This window comes from Tenacibaculum ascidiaceicola (assembly GCF_047470925.1).
Lineage (GTDB): Bacteria > Bacteroidota > Bacteroidia > Flavobacteriales > Flavobacteriaceae > Polaribacter > Polaribacter discolor.
The window spans coordinates 144,075-158,525 of record NZ_JAZKJP010000013.1 but is presented as its reverse complement, the minus strand read 5'-3'; the positions used below and the strand labels follow the sequence as shown (position 1 = coordinate 158,525).

The 14,451-nt window shown below is 31.5% G+C and carries 13 protein-coding genes; 10 read left to right on the top strand and 3 right to left on the bottom strand.

All coding sequences use genetic code 11. From position 1 onward, the window contains the following. Positions 1–24: 24 nt before the first annotated feature. The 5 genes from yihA to VBY68_RS15310 are packed head-to-tail and all read left to right on the top strand — an operon-like array spanning position 25 to position 4,578. The gene (gene yihA, locus VBY68_RS15330) at positions 25–636 is read left to right on the top strand and encodes a ribosome biogenesis GTP-binding protein YihA/YsxC (RefSeq protein ID WP_099215559.1); all 612 of its coding nucleotides are present in this window, start codon (positions 25–27) and stop codon (positions 634–636) included. A gap of 31 nt (positions 637–667) precedes the next feature. Further along, positions 668–1,354 carry an RluA family pseudouridine synthase gene (locus VBY68_RS15325; protein WP_124590510.1) on the top strand — a complete coding sequence of 229 codons (687 nt, stop codon included), beginning with the start codon at positions 668–670 and terminating at the stop codon, positions 1,352–1,354. A 29-nt stretch (positions 1,355–1,383) separates the two neighbouring features. Further along, positions 1,384–2,415 (top strand): alkane 1-monooxygenase, encoded by a 1,032-nt coding sequence (locus VBY68_RS15320; protein WP_124590508.1) that lies wholly within the window; start codon positions 1,384–1,386, stop codon positions 2,413–2,415. A 3-nt stretch (positions 2,416–2,418) separates the two neighbouring features. Beyond that, entirely contained in the window at positions 2,419–3,792 is a 1,374-nt protein-coding gene (locus VBY68_RS15315; protein ID WP_415270228.1) for an aldehyde dehydrogenase, read from the top strand. 51 nt (positions 3,793–3,843) lie between these two features. Beyond that, positions 3,844–4,578, top strand: a complete 735-nt coding sequence (locus VBY68_RS15310) for a nitroreductase family protein (protein ID WP_415270227.1) — start codon at positions 3,844–3,846, stop codon at positions 4,576–4,578. A gap of 200 nt (positions 4,579–4,778) precedes the next feature. Here the strand turns inward: VBY68_RS15310 and VBY68_RS15305 are convergent, their stop codons facing one another. Further along, entirely contained in the window at positions 4,779–5,228 is a 450-nt protein-coding gene (locus VBY68_RS15305) for a hypothetical protein (protein ID WP_415270226.1), read from the bottom strand. 288 nt (positions 5,229–5,516) lie between these two features. Continuing rightward, positions 5,517–7,898, bottom strand: a complete 2,382-nt coding sequence (locus tag VBY68_RS15300) for a penicillin acylase family protein (protein WP_415270225.1) — start codon at positions 7,896–7,898, stop codon at positions 5,517–5,519. Between the two features lie 251 nt (positions 7,899–8,149). Between VBY68_RS15300 and VBY68_RS15295 the strand changes: the two genes are divergently transcribed. The 3 genes from VBY68_RS15295 to VBY68_RS15285 all read left to right on the top strand — a co-directional run bounded on the left by VBY68_RS15295 (position 8,150) and on the right by VBY68_RS15285 (position 10,293). Beyond that, positions 8,150–8,458 carry a PepSY-like domain-containing protein gene (locus VBY68_RS15295; protein WP_415270224.1) on the top strand — a complete coding sequence of 103 codons (309 nt, stop codon included), beginning with the start codon at positions 8,150–8,152 and terminating at the stop codon, positions 8,456–8,458. A gap of 60 nt (positions 8,459–8,518) precedes the next feature. Further along, positions 8,519–8,839, top strand: a complete 321-nt coding sequence (locus VBY68_RS15290; RefSeq protein ID WP_415270223.1) for a hypothetical protein — start codon at positions 8,519–8,521, stop codon at positions 8,837–8,839. Positions 8,840–8,955: 116 nt separating this feature from the next. After that, the gene (locus VBY68_RS15285; RefSeq protein WP_415270222.1) at positions 8,956–10,293 is read left to right on the top strand and encodes a sigma-54-dependent transcriptional regulator; all 1,338 of its coding nucleotides are present in this window, start codon (positions 8,956–8,958) and stop codon (positions 10,291–10,293) included. Here the strand turns inward: VBY68_RS15285 and VBY68_RS15280 are convergent. Beyond that, on the bottom strand, positions 10,286–12,709 hold the full coding sequence (locus VBY68_RS15280) for an ATP-binding response regulator (RefSeq protein WP_415270221.1): 2,424 nt from the start codon (positions 12,707–12,709) through the stop codon (positions 10,286–10,288). The genes VBY68_RS15285 and VBY68_RS15280 overlap by 8 nt on opposite strands. A gap of 196 nt (positions 12,710–12,905) precedes the next feature. On the opposite strand from VBY68_RS15280, the gene VBY68_RS15275 reads away from it, so the two are divergent. Then, entirely contained in the window at positions 12,906–14,033 is a 1,128-nt protein-coding gene (locus VBY68_RS15275) for a DegT/DnrJ/EryC1/StrS family aminotransferase (RefSeq protein ID WP_415270220.1), read from the top strand. A 16-nt stretch (positions 14,034–14,049) separates the two neighbouring features. Further along, positions 14,050–14,451, top strand: coding sequence for an MFS transporter (locus tag VBY68_RS15270; protein ID WP_415270219.1), 402 nt, complete (start codon positions 14,050–14,052; stop codon positions 14,449–14,451).

Below are 14,451 nucleotides of genomic sequence, written 5' to 3'. Positions count from 1 at the left end.
CAGCTAAACTAGCTTAATTATAGTATGAAAATAAAATCTGCTGAATTTGTAATGAGTAACAGTAATGTTACCAAAGCTCCTAAAGACAGAATACCTGAGTATGCTTTTATTGGCCGCTCAAACGTTGGTAAGTCTTCGTTAATCAACATGTTGATGGAGCGAAAAGATTTAGCAAAAACCTCTGGTAAACCAGGAAAAACTCAACTTATTAACCATTTCAAAATTAATGATGAATGGTTTTTAGTGGATCTTCCAGGGTATGGTTATGCTCAAGTATCTAAAAAGAAGCGACAAATTTTTCAATTCTTTATTGAAAATTATTTTAAAGAGCGTGAACAGCTGGTTTGTACCTTTGTTTTAATTGATTCTCGCCATGATCCGCAGAAAATAGATTTAGAGTTTATGCAGTTTTTAGGTGAAAACCGTATTCCTTTCTGTATCGTTTTTACCAAAGCAGACAAATTAGGTAGCTCTAAACTTAATAAACAAATTACTGCTTATAAAAAGAAATTATTGAAGTATTGGGAAGAATTACCAATGTCTTTTGTAACTTCTTCTTCTACTGGAATGGGACGCGATGAGTTTTTAAGTTTTATTGATCAGGTAAATGAGGACGTAGCTGAGAACTTCAAATAGTTCTTCTAGTAACCTTAAGGTAACTCCTAATATGCACTCTACTAAAGAAAACTTACAGGTTTTACATGAAGACAACCATATTATTGTGGTTAATAAACGTGCTGGCGATATCGTACAAGGCGATAAAACAGGCGATAAACCTCTTTCTGATGTAGTTAAAGAATATATTAAGGAAAAATATAACAAACCTGGTAATGTTTATTTAGGAACTGTTCATCGTTTAGACAGACCTACTTCCGGCATTGTTATTTATGCACGTACATCTAAAGCTTTAGAACGTTTGAATAAAATGTTACGTGACAAAACCATCAAAAAAACTTACTGGGCAATTGTTCAACAACAACCTAAAAAAGCTACTGACACTTTAACAAATTATTTAAAAAAGAATCCAAAGAACAATAAGTCTACAGCCTACAACAAAGAAGTTTACGGAAGTAAAAAAGCTACCTTACATTACACAACACTTAAAAAATTAGATAACTATTCGTTACTTGAAGTTGACTTAGAAACAGGTCGTCATCATCAAATTCGTGTACAACTTTCTAATATTGGTGCTATTATTAAAGGTGATTTAAAGTATGGCGCTAAAAGGAGTAATAAAGATGGAAGTATTCATTTACATGCTCGAAAAATAGAATTTACGCATCCAGTTAGTAAAGAACTTATTAAAATCACTGCTCCAACTCCTTCTGACCCAGTTTGGGATGCTTGCTTGTAATTTGTATATTTAGACAAATTTCACGTAAGATGAAAGCTCTTAAATTTTTAACTATCTTAATACTCCCTATAACTGTATACATTTCGTTTACGAGTATGGGTTGGTTAACATTATTACCTTTAGTCGTATTTTTTGGGTTTGTTCCTCTACTTGAACTGCTTTTTAACCCAGACAAACAAAACCTTAACAAAGAACAAGAAGAGCAAGAAAAAGAAAACAAGCTGTATACTTATATCTTATACACAACAGTACCTGTTCAATTACTTTTTTTAGGATGGTTTTTATGGATGATGAAAGATGCACAATTAACCACCATAGAATATATAGGAAGAATCTCTGCTATGGGATTAATGTGTGGTGTAATTGGTATTAATGTAGGACATGAATTAGGTCATCGGAACAACCGTTTTGATGAGTTTTTAGGTGAGATTTTATTATTAACATCTTTAGATACTCACTTTTTACCCTATCATAATGCCGGACATCATTTTAATGTAGCTACACCTAAAGATGCTGCAACCGCAAGAAAAAATGAAATAGTATATCTATTCTGGATCCGTTCTCATTTTCAAAGCTACTATCAAGCTTGGGAAACAGAAAACAGACGTCTAAAAAATTCTGGCAGAAATTGGTTTCATCTGCAAAACAGAATGCTCATCTATACGATATGTAACATACTGTTATTAGTAGGTATTTTCTTTCTCTTTGGATTAAATGCGCTACTTGCTTTTACAGCAGCAGCTGTTTTTGGAATTTTATTATTAGAAACTGTAAACTATATAGAACATTACGGACTACTACGTAAACAAAACGAAAAAGGTCGTTATGAACGTGTAAAAAGAACTCATTCATGGAATTCTGATCACAGAATTGGTATGTTAATGCTGTTTAATTTATCTCGCCATTCCGATCATCACTATAACGGAAGTAAACATTATCAACTCTTAAAATCATTACCTGAGAGTCCTCAAATGCCAACAGGATATCCAGGTATGATGCTCGTAGCTTTGGTGCCTCCATTATGGTTTTCAATAATGAATAAAAAATTACAAGATATATAACCTATGAATATTCCCGAATTGGTTCAGTCGCAAAAAAATTATTTTGCAACACAACAAACCAAAGATATCTCCTTTAGAAAAAGCGCTTTAAAAAGACTACAAAAAGAGCTTATTACAAGAGAACAAGATATTATCAAAGCTTTACATAATGATTTTAAAAAATCAGAATACGAAGCTGTGATGACTGAAACTTCTATAGTACTGGCTGAGTTAAAAATGGCGATAAAAAACATTCATTCTTGGAGTAAACCTAAACGTGTATTACCATCTCTACTAAACTTCCCTTCTTCTGCAAAAATTTATAAAGAGCCTTATGGTACAGTTTTAATTATTGCACCTTGGAATTATCCGTATCAATTAGCATTTGCTCCTTTATTGGGAGCCATTGCAGCAGGAAATACTGTAATTTTAAAGCCTTCGGAACTAACACCCAACACTAGTAAAATTACCAAAGAAATCATTGAAGCTGTTTTTGATAAAAATCATGTGGCCGTAGTAGAAGGCGGTGTGGATGTTTCTACAGAATTATTAGCACAACGTTGGGATTATATTTTCTTTACTGGAAGTGTTCCTGTAGGAAAAATTGTTGCTAAGGCTGCGGCAAATCACTTAACTCCAGTTACTTTAGAACTAGGAGGAAAAAGCCCATCTATTATTGATGAAACTGCAAACATCAAACTAGCTGCAAAGCGTTTGGTTTGGGGGAAATTTATTAATGGTGGACAAACTTGTATTGCACCTGATTATTTATTAATTCATAAATCGGTAAAAGAACAGTTTATACAAGAGTTTAAGGAGGAAATTTTTAGAGCTTATGGCGAAAACCCTCAAAATTCCTTTGATTTTCCACGTATCGTAAACACTAAAAACTTTGATCGTTTAGCCATTATGCTAGAAAATGAAAAGTGTGTAATTGGTGGACAAACTGATAGAGATGATTGCTACATTGCCCCTACCTTAATTGATGAACCTAGTCTGGATAGTGAAGTAATGAAAGGTGAAATTTTTGGACCTATCTTACCTCTAATTTCCTATGAAAATGAAGCTGATATTGAAAAAATAACAGCAAAATATGATAAGCCTCTGGCTTTATATGTTTTCACCAATAGAAATTCATTTGCTAAGAAAATGATTGAGCGTTTTTCGTTTGGTGGAGGTACCATAAACGATACTACAGTACATTTTGCTAATCATAGGTTGCCTTTTGGTGGCGTGGGAGAAAGTGGTATAGGTAGTTATCACGGAAAAAAAACTTTTGATACTTTTTCTCATCATAAAGGAGTGGTTTCTCGCGGAACATGGCTAGATGTTCCTACTAGATATGCACCCTACAAAAGGAAACTACAACAATTAAAAACCTTAATGAAATTAGGATAGTTTTATTAGACAAAAGATTAGTAGACATAAGAATCAAGACACCCCAAGTAAATGAGTGAAAAAACCGTATCAGAAGCTGTCAACTATCGTCGTTCGGTAAGAGTGTACGACCCTGAAAAACCGATAGACACTTCTATTGTAAAAAAATGTTTAGAACAGGCGAGTTTAGCTCCTACCAGTAGCAATATGCAACTATGGGAGTTTTATCATATCACTGATAAGGAAATTATAAAAAAAATGGCTCCATTATGCTTTAATCAAAATGCAGCTAAAACTGCTCAGCAGCTAGTGGTTTTTGTGACTCGTAAAGATTTATGGCGTAAAAGAGCTAAAGCTAATTTAGCTTTTATGGACAAAACTTTTGGAGCTGACAATCCGAAATCAGAACAACGAAGTAGAGAAAAAGTAGCGCGCAACTACTACGGAAAACTAATTCCTTTCACGTATTTTGATTTCTTAGGAATTTTTGGCTGGTTGAAATATATACTATTTTCTATTGTTGGGGTATTTCGACCTATTTATAGAGAAGTTCGTAATAGTGATATGCGCATTGTAGCTCACAAAACTTGTGGATTAGCAGCACAAACATTCATGCTCTCTATGACTGCTGAAGGTTACGACACTTGCCCTATGGAAGGTTCTGACACTTGGCGTGTAAAACGTTTGCTGGGGTTACCTTTTGGTGCAGAAATTAATATGATTGTTTCTTGTGGTATTCGTAAACCCGAAGGAGTGTATGGAGAACGTTTTAGAATTCCTTTTGAAGAGGTTTATAGGAAAGTGTAAAAACCAACTATCTTAGGTTGATTAATAAAAACCTGGGTAGTATCAAAAAATATATCAAATTTTGTGAATAGTCCAAAATTTATAAAGCATGCTACTGATTAGTTATGGAATTCATATTTTCTACTCATTCTTTATCTCTTTTCTTACCTACATTGTCACGAGCAAGATTCTCGCGTTAACAGGGAGTATTAATTTTCTCATTATTTTATTTTTTCTAATATTTTAAGTCGTATATAATAAAGTAGTGACGGTATAAATAACATCATTAGTACTAAATTAAACCAAGGATTGAAGTAAAAACTTGGAATTTGCGTTTCATCTTTTTCTCTTATTAAAGTATAGTTAATACCTTTAAAATTGCAATACCATACTAAAAAATTACCGTTTTCGTCTTTATCCAAGGACGACATTACTCCTCTAATTTTTACTTTCTCTTTATTATTTTTTAAATATCCTTCTATGTGATATAAATCTGTAGCTTCTCCATCTACATTATAATACTTCTCAATTACTAATGCATCTTTATAAATTGTGCTTTTATCAAAATATAGAGCATACAAAAACTTAATTTCTTTAAAATTATTGACAATTGCTGATATCCAAGAAAAACAACTTACAAAAACTAGTGTGAAAATTATTTTTTTTCTCATTTTTATTACACTTATTTAACAGGATCTATTAATTGATTTCTTTCATAGTATGATGAAGTTTCTAATTTTCCACCTAAAAAACTAAATAAGCATCTGCGTTTAAATCTAAACACTCCTTTTCTTAGAGGAAATACTCCAAACTCCTCCTCGCTGGCACAAGCGTCACACTTTCGCTATCTAAAATTCTATAATTCTAATCACTATTATAATATTTTACTTTTATTTACATTCTTTATTTACTCACATTGTCACTAGCAAGGTGCTCGCGCTATCGCACAAACAATTGTACTACTTCGGTAAAAACACTAATTTATTTTTACTTTTCTTTATAGCTGCTTCATTGAGAAGCATTTTTACAAACTCACCATCAACATATTTTTGTGCTTGGTCTTTGTAATATGGGCTAAATACATTTCCTGATTGCCCTGTTGGTAAAATCGCAATGCTATTTTCAACATCAGAAAAATCAATAACTCTACGTGTTGAAGGTCCTCCGTGAATTTTATATACACCTGTACTATCCAACTTAAAAATCTGGTTGTTAATCACCTCATTTCCTCCAATAGTTTCAAACGGACCGACATTGAAAAACTTTCGTAACAAACCACCTGCTTTACCAATAGCGTGTTCGTATTCCACTGAAACTACGCGATTCCAGGTCCAATTTTCTACATTCTCTCCTAATTGATTTTGTAAAAATGTGATGGATTTTTGAAAAGCTGTTGTAATTATTTCTTTTCTGGTTTCAACTTTATCTGTCGTTGAAATATCATCCCACCAAACTGATTGTTCCCTTTTAGCCTGCTCTGCTAACACTTGATCTTGTAATTGCGTATCAATAAACAACTGAAAACTATCCCCTAATTCATCTTTATAAGTAGCAGTTAAAAATTCATATAAAAATCGATTATAAATAGTCGGAGCTACATTAGTTTTTAAATATTCTCCATCCCACTTTTCTAACACCGAATATGCTTTTTTTGCCGAAGGAGATAGTGATGATTTATCTACACTTACCAACAATTCTCTCCCGATTTCTGGAACTACAGGTGAGGTTACATCGTAAATCATTTCAGCTACATCCTCTTTCGTAAAATCGTTTTTAGGTTCTAATAACTGAACAATTCTCTTCGCTCTATCTTCAGGCTGATAATATCCAGGATACAATTTTCCTCTTACCGAATCAGGTTGATTATTTGCTGAATACACATAATTCCAACTAGGATTTTCTGCTTGCGGATTTTCTTCAAATTCTAAATATTCTACAATTTCATCGTTACCAGAAGCTCCGTTTAAATACATTTTAGTAGACAAGCTATCTCTTAACTCATACAATTTAGCAGAAGCAAACCAACCTACATTCCCTCTAGCATCACCATACATTACATTTAGTCCTGGTGCGTGTATTTGAGCAGTTCCTATTTTAAAATCTTGTAACGAATTTGCATGCGACATTTTATATGAAGCTTCCAATAATTTATTTGGCAACTGCGTATAAATCCAGTTCATTGCCACGGGTCTATCATTAGTAACATGCTCTATAAGCCCATTCATAATTGGTCCGTGCTTACTTACTTTTACTTGATACGTGGTATCTTTTCCTCCTTTAACTTTTATGTGTTTGTTTAACAACTTATACTTTCTAAATCCTTCTGGAGTTTTATATTCCAACGGATTCTCAGGATTGTTTTCTTCCACATAAAAATTCAAATCATCATTTGCCAACATTGTTAGTCCGTAGGCATACTCTTTATTATGTCCTAATAACGGATATGGCATCAACGCTAAATTAAATCCGTAAATTTCAAAATCAGGAGTTTTTATATGGTTTTGATACCAAACTGAAGGCTGCGAAAAATTAATATGCGGATCATTAGCAAAAATCACCTTACCGTTTTTGGTTTTAGGGGGTGCAATTACCCAAGAATTACTTCCTATAAAAGGTGCAACTGGCAACTGATCTATAATCTTGCTTACCGCTATAGACATTTCTGCTTTAATCGCTTTTTTATTCGTTGTTTTGTTTAATGTTAAATTCTTATTGAAAGAGTTCAACAATTCATTTACATAGGGCTCACCTAACTTTTCTTTTACTTCAGTTAACAGCGGATCGGTTTTATGTGCAATTGCAAAACTAAATGCCATGTAACCAAAAACATTATATACATCTTTAACTGTATAGTTTTCTTTATCCAATCCTACTAAATAAAATTCTAATGGTGTTGCTCCTTCTTTAATAAACTGATTAATTCCGTTTAAATAAGCTTCCGTTAATTTATAAGTTTCTGAATTTTTATCTAATTCTTGAATCGTTTTTTCGGCAGCTTCTTCAATTCCTAATCCAGAGAAAAATTTATCTACTCTTACCAAATCTTTTCCAAAAACTTCTGCTAATCTTCCTGCTGCAATTCTTCTGATTAGTTCCATTTGCCACAATCGGTCTTGAGCATGCACATATCCTAAAGCAGTATAAGCATCTAGTTTATTTTGCGCATTGATATGAGGCACTCCAACCTCATCATAATACACAGTAACTTTATCTGAAATATTAGCTAATGCTAACTCTCCTTTATACGTAGGATGTAAGGTTTTTGTAAATAACCAAACTCCAACACTTAGTAACACTAAAAGTAATAGAACAATTTTTAAAGACTTTTTAAATAACTTCATTAGGGATGATTTTCTTCAAAGATAACAGAATTATTTATTGTTTATCTTCTGAGTAAATCGTATAGTTTTTACACACTTTAATTATTTGTTTACACACTTTTTACACATAAAAAATATCCCTCTAAAAACTTAAGAAAACAATAAACATCTAAAAAACAATACGTTACTACCTTTTGTTGTTTTATTAAAGTTGATGGCATATTTATTTCAATATAACAAGCAAACAGTAAATAACTTAAAAACTTAATATCATGAAAAATTTAATCTTAGCAGCAGCTATTTTAGCAGGAGCTTCAACTTACGCAACAACAAACACTACTACTTCTCCTATTACTCCTGTTCACACAGTTGTAGAAAAAGGTTTTAAAGAAGTTTCTTTAGATAAATTACCAGCAGCAGTAGTTAAATCTGTAAAAGAAAGTTTTCCTAAAGGTAAATTAAGCAAAGCTTTTGTTAACGAAAACGAGCAATATAAATTAGAGATTAGCTTAGAAAACGAAAGCAAAACTCTTTTTGCTGACAAAGACGGAAATTGGTTAGACGCTAAAGACGTAAAATAACACACATATTCCCCTTGTTGTATTACAATATTAAATAATTATAACTTAAAACTTAATGTCATGAAAAAATTAATCTTAGCAGTAGCAATCTTAGTAGGTGTTTCAACTTATGCAACAGTAAACAATACTATTTCCCCTATTACTCCAGTTCATACAGTTGTAGCAGATGGATTCCAAGAAATCTCTTTAGACAAGTTACCAGCAACATTAGTAAACTCTATTAAGGAAAGCTTCCCTAAAGCTAACTTAAGTAAAGCTTTTGTTAACGAAAAAGAGCAGTACAAATTAGAGATTAGTGTAAATAACACAACCAAAACTATTTATACTGACAAAGAAGGTAACTTATTAGACGAAAAAGAAGTTAACAATTCAAAAAAGTAATTTTTTTATTTCCCTCCTCAATTTTATTGACGAAAGAGCGTTTTCATGTAAAACGCTCTTTTTGTTTTTTACAAAGAGCTTATATTTATACAAACAATTTAGAATAAACATTTTTTATGAAAAAGATTTTATTGGTAGAGGATGATGTTACTTTTTCTAATATGTTAAAACATTTCTTAGAGCGACATCAGTACACTGTAGAGGTTAGCTATACTATTAAAAACGCTTTCACTCTTTTAAAAAAACATTCCTATAATTTAATTTTTACTGATTTACGCCTTCCTGATGGAAATGGTATTGATTTATTGAAACAAAGTAAAAATACCGATAGTAAAATTCCTGTTGTTTTAATGACGAGTTATGCAGAAGTTTCAACAGCAGTACAGGCTATGAAACAAGGTGCGTTTGATTATATTTCTAAGCCTTTTAACCCTGATGAAGTTTTAGAAGTAATTAGTAATGCTCTTGAGGTCAAAACTGAAAAAATTACTGAGACTAAAAAAGAAGACAAAAAAGTTTCGAATTCAAATTCTAATATTGTTTCTGGTATAAGTGCAGCTTCTAAAAGCCTATATGAACACATCCATTTAGTTGCTCCAACTGACATGTCTGTTCTCATTACAGGTGAAAGTGGTACAGGTAAGGAAGTTGTTGCTAGCACAATTCACACCCAAAGTTTACGTAAAGACAAACCATTTATTGCTGTAGATTGTGGAGCTATACCTAAAGAAATTGCTTCAAGTGAGTTCTTTGGACATCAAAAAGGATCTTTTACAGGAGCTATAAATGATAAAATAGGCCATTTTGAAGCAGCAAACGGAGGAACTCTTTTTTTAGACGAAGTTGGAAATTTGAACTATGAAAGTCAGGTACAATTATTACGTGCTTTGCAAGAAAGGAAGATTAAGCCTGTTGGAAGTAGTAAAGAAATTATGGTAGATATTCGTTTGATTACAGCGACCAATGAAGATTTATTATTAGCTGTTGAAAAAGGTAATTTTAGAGAAGATTTATACCATCGCTTAAATGAATTTTCTATAAAGGTTCCTAGTTTAAAAGATAGAAAAGATGATTTAATTTTATACGCTGATTTCTTCTTAGAAAAGGCTAACAAACAGCTCAACAAATCAATTGCTGGATTTTCTCAGGAAGTCCTAGCTTTATTTCAACAATATAATTGGCCTGGAAACTTACGAGAATTATCTAATGTTATAAAAAGAGCTACGCTTTTATCTCAAACTGAAATTATAGAAAAAGAAGTTTTACCTGAAGAATTAAAAAACACTGAAGATCAATACAGTTTACCTAATGATTTTTCTACTAAAGAAAATGAAAAAAAACTTATTATTAGGGCTTTACATGAGGCTGGAAATAACAAAACTAAAGCTGCAAAACTTTTAAACATTACCAGAAAAACCCTGTATAATAAATTGAAAGAGCACAATATTAGTTAAGATAATTTTTTACTTCTTTTAAAAAGATTTTTAACTCCTTTTCAAAATCCCTCCATGAAGTTTTGTTTATCCCATCACTAACCTCAAATTCTTCTAAAAAAGCGATTAATTTAGTCGCTTTTAATTGCTTTGACATTCCCAACATTTTATGACTAACATTATTAAATCCCTGTAAGTTATTTTCTTTTACAAACTCCTTTAACAACAATAAATTCTCTTCTGTATCTTTTAAAAAGGATTTTAAAGTTTTATTTATTTCTATCTCATCATTATTTAAAAATGTTTTCAAGGTAGTAATATCAAAACTATTTGTTTTCTTGTTATCAATGTAACTATTGATTACATCATTATCTTGGATTTTAAAATCAAAAAATTGTTGTAAAATTTCTTTTAATCTTTTAGAGTGAAAAGGTTTAATTAACGCATCTGAAAAGCCGTTTTTAATATATTCACTTTCTGATAAATTCGCCCTTCCAGTCATTGCTACGATGGGCTGACCTTTATAGGAATTATGCTTCTTTAAAGTCTCCATAAAATGGATACCATTCATTTTAGGAAGCTGAATATCAGTCAAAACCAAATCATAAGCAACATTATCTATTTCATTCAGTGCTTCTTGTGCATTACTAAAAGAAGTTACTGTAACTCCAAATCCTTTTAAAACATTCTTTAACAATGATCTCAAAGAAGTATCATCTTCAACCACTACTGCATGAATGTTAAGCATCTCTTTTTGATAATTTGCTTCATATTCTTTTGATTTTTCTTCAGCAAAAGTAACAGGTACAAATAGTGAAAACCTACTTCCTTTCCCTAAGCTACTTTGCAAAGTCAAAGACCCTCCCAATAGTTCTGCTAATCTTCTAGAAATAGTTAAACCTAAACCAAATCCATTTTGACCATTCTCTTTTTCGTGCACTTGTGTAAATTCTTTAAACACTTTTTCTTGTTTGTCTTTACCTATTCCTACTCCAGTATCAATTACTGCAATCTCTACATAACTCTTTTCTTTTACACTTCTTAATTTACTCTGTATTGTAATTGAACCTTCTTTAGTAAACTTACAAGCATTGGTAACTAAATTATATAGTATTTGTTTTATTCTAAAAGGGTCGCTAACAATTAATGAGTTTATTTTTTCATCATGCTTTACAAATACTGAAATTGACTTATTTTGAACTAAATTTTTAGCACTATTTGCCACCTCTTCTATATTTCTCTTTAAATCAAAAGGAATAGCCTCAATAGTTATTTTACCGTTTTCTAATTTGGAAAACTCTAAAAGGTCACCTACAAGCTGTCCCATGTAAACCGATGCATTTTGTATGTGCACTACATAGTTTTTCTCCTTAGTATTAGCTATAGATTTTTGCAACAACTCACTAAAGCCAGTAATTGTACTTAGCGGAGTCCTCAAATCGTGACTAACCATAGATATTAACTGCTCTCTACTTTTTAAAAGCGACGAGGTAATTGCATTCGCACTTTCTAATTCTTGCCTATAATGCTGACTTCTCCAGAAATCATTTAAAATTATTATTGAAAAAAGCACAATGATAACAAAACCGACTCCCGTGGCTAAAAGAATTATATTCTTGCTACGTCCAAGCGTTTCTTCATGCTTTTTATGAGCTTGATTTGCATTGAAAATAACATCTCTTTCAAGCACACTTAAAACCTCTCGTAATTTTCTTGATATTGTGATGTCATTTTCAATTAACTCCCTTTCTTTTATTCGCAAAAACCTCCGCTTAATGGTTGTTTCTCTTTGGGCTTTTTGAAGTATTTCTTTAGAAGCTGAAACTAAAGAATCTATTTGTTTTTGCTCTTCAGCATTAACGGGTTTTTCTTCATCTTCTCTATCAAATAACTTTAAGTACCTTTCTAAACTTAGTCCTGTTTTTTTACTAAAAACTTCAGGGTTATCAACAAGATCTTTTACCGAACCTTTTCCAAGTAGTGAGTCTATAGAACCTAGTTTGTCTATGGCTTCATTGATAGATTTTTCGGAAGCATTTCTTTGGTTTAATCTCCTTAGACTCGTTATGTTTTTTCGTTTTTTATTTAAAACTAACTTAACACTATCTAAAATTGTTTTTTTTGATACATCTTTCGCTAAGAAGTTAATTGAATCAATCTTTTTTAGTAACAATTTATTTTCCGTTACATACTCATTATATCGTTTATAAGAATTCAACTGAATAGCAGCTCTTCCTAGGTTTTCATTTTCATATATATCAGCAATTAAACCTCCTGTTTGTATAATATTATTTCTATCGGAAACACCTTGTTTTTGTATTTCTATATATGTTTTAATTTCAGAGAACAACAAAATTCCTGAAACAACTGCTAAAACCGCCAAAGTGGCGTAACCTATTAAAACCTTAAATGCTATTTTATGTTTAGATGTCTTCATTAAGTAACACGTTACCTTAATTTCTCTTTTGTACAAAACGACAATACTTAGTCTTTGTTGCTTTATAATTCATATATTAAACACACTGTATAATACTAATACAAAACATAGGCTTATTACTCTTATTATTTTCTATAAAGACCCTTTAACAATGAAAGATAGTTTGTATTTTTGATGTCTATAAAATCATGTCAAAATGAGAAAAATTCAAATGGTTGACTTACAAAGTCAATATCAAAAAATAAAAGATACAGTTGATACCTCAATTCAAGAAATTCTAAATTCTTCAGCATATATTAACGGACCGTACGTTCATGAATTTCAAGCTGATTTAGAAAATTATCTAGGCGTTAAGCATGTAATTCCATGTGCTAATGGTACTGATGCTTTACAGATAGCCATGATGGGCTTAGGTTTAGAGCAAGGTGATGAAGTAATTACTGCTGACTTTACATTTGCTGCAACAGTTGAAGTAATTGGTTTATTAAAATTAACACCTGTTTTAGTTGATGTTGAACCAGATACTTTTAATATTGACATTGAAGCTTTAAAAAAGGCAATTACTCCTAAAACAAAAGCTATTGTTCCTGTGCATTTATTTGGTCAGTGTGCAAATATGGAAGCTGTTTTAGAAATTGCTAAAGAACACAACTTATTTGTAATAGAAGATAATGCCCAAGCCATTGGAGCAGATTATACTTTTTCTAACGGAACAAAGAAGAAAGCAGGAACTATGGGTGATGTTGGTACTACCTCTTTCTTCCCTTCTAAAAACTTAGGTTGCTATGGAGATGGTGGTGCTATCTTTACCAATAATGATGAATTAGCACATACACTTAGAGGAATGGTTAACCACGGAATGTACAAACGATATTACCATGATGTAGTTGGAGTAAATTCTCGTTTAGATTCTATTCAAGCAGCTATATTAAAAGCTAAATTACCTTTATTAGACAGCTATTGTGATGCTCGTAGAAAAGCTGCTGAATATTATTCAAACGCATTTGCTAACAACCCAAATATTATCACACCAACTATTAGTGATTTTACTACGCATGTTTTCCATCAATATACATTAAGAATTACTAACGGAAAACGTAATGAACTACATCAACATTTATTAGATAACGGAATTCCTAATGCTATTTATTACCCAGTTCCGTTACATGCTCAAAAAGCATATAAAGATGATAGATATAATGAAGATGACTTTACAGTAACTAACCAATTGATTGATGAAGTCATTTCATTACCAATGCATACCGAATTAGATGAAGAACAATTAGCATTTATTACTAAAACTATAAATGATTTTATTCAATAATTTGGACTGAAACCTTATGGATCAAAAAATTAAAACTTTAAAAATTATCCACCTTGCCTTAGTTGCCGGTATTACTCTTGCTTTTACCATTTTAGGTAATTTTAAGATTATGTTCGACATGGTGATTGATAATTCTTCTTTATTCTATGCTTTTATTCCTGCAATAGCTTATGTTGCTAGTAACTTTATGTTTAAAAACATGTTAAGCAAAATCCAAAAAGATACTAGTAATGAGGAGAAATTTGCTATTTACCAAACTGCTTCTATAGTAAGATGGGCTATTATTGAAGGTGCTTGTTTTTTGATTTTAATTTTAAAACCAGACTTTTTGCTGCTAGGAGTAATCTTATTAATTTATTTAATTCTCTTAGCTCCAAAAAAAGCACAAATATTCAAAATACTAGATATTAGAAACTAG

Bases quoted from the DNA above. Each gene is read 5' to 3' on its own strand.
- yihA (WP_099215559.1), top strand. From the start codon at position 25: ATGAAAATAAAATCTGCTGAATTTGTAATGAGTAACAGTAATGTTACC.
- VBY68_RS15325 (WP_124590510.1), top strand. From the start codon at position 668: ATGCACTCTACTAAAGAAAACTTACAGGTTTTACATGAAGACAACCAT.
- VBY68_RS15320 (WP_124590508.1), top strand. From the start codon at position 1,384: ATGAAAGCTCTTAAATTTTTAACTATCTTAATACTCCCTATAACTGTA.
- VBY68_RS15315 (WP_415270228.1), top strand. From the start codon at position 2,419: ATGAATATTCCCGAATTGGTTCAGTCGCAAAAAAATTATTTTGCAACA.
- VBY68_RS15310 (WP_415270227.1), top strand. From the start codon at position 3,844: ATGAGTGAAAAAACCGTATCAGAAGCTGTCAACTATCGTCGTTCGGTA.
- VBY68_RS15305 (WP_415270226.1), bottom strand. From the start codon at position 5,228: ATGAGAAAAAAAATAATTTTCACACTAGTTTTTGTAAGTTGTTTTTCT.
- VBY68_RS15300 (WP_415270225.1), bottom strand. From the start codon at position 7,898: ATGAAGTTATTTAAAAAGTCTTTAAAAATTGTTCTATTACTTTTAGTG.
- VBY68_RS15295 (WP_415270224.1), top strand. From the start codon at position 8,150: ATGAAAAATTTAATCTTAGCAGCAGCTATTTTAGCAGGAGCTTCAACT.
- VBY68_RS15290 (WP_415270223.1), top strand. From the start codon at position 8,519: ATGAAAAAATTAATCTTAGCAGTAGCAATCTTAGTAGGTGTTTCAACT.
- VBY68_RS15285 (WP_415270222.1), top strand. From the start codon at position 8,956: ATGAAAAAGATTTTATTGGTAGAGGATGATGTTACTTTTTCTAATATG.
- VBY68_RS15280 (WP_415270221.1), bottom strand. From the start codon at position 12,709: ATGAAGACATCTAAACATAAAATAGCATTTAAGGTTTTAATAGGTTAC.
- VBY68_RS15275 (WP_415270220.1), top strand. From the start codon at position 12,906: ATGAGAAAAATTCAAATGGTTGACTTACAAAGTCAATATCAAAAAATA.
- VBY68_RS15270 (WP_415270219.1), top strand. From the start codon at position 14,050: ATGGATCAAAAAATTAAAACTTTAAAAATTATCCACCTTGCCTTAGTT.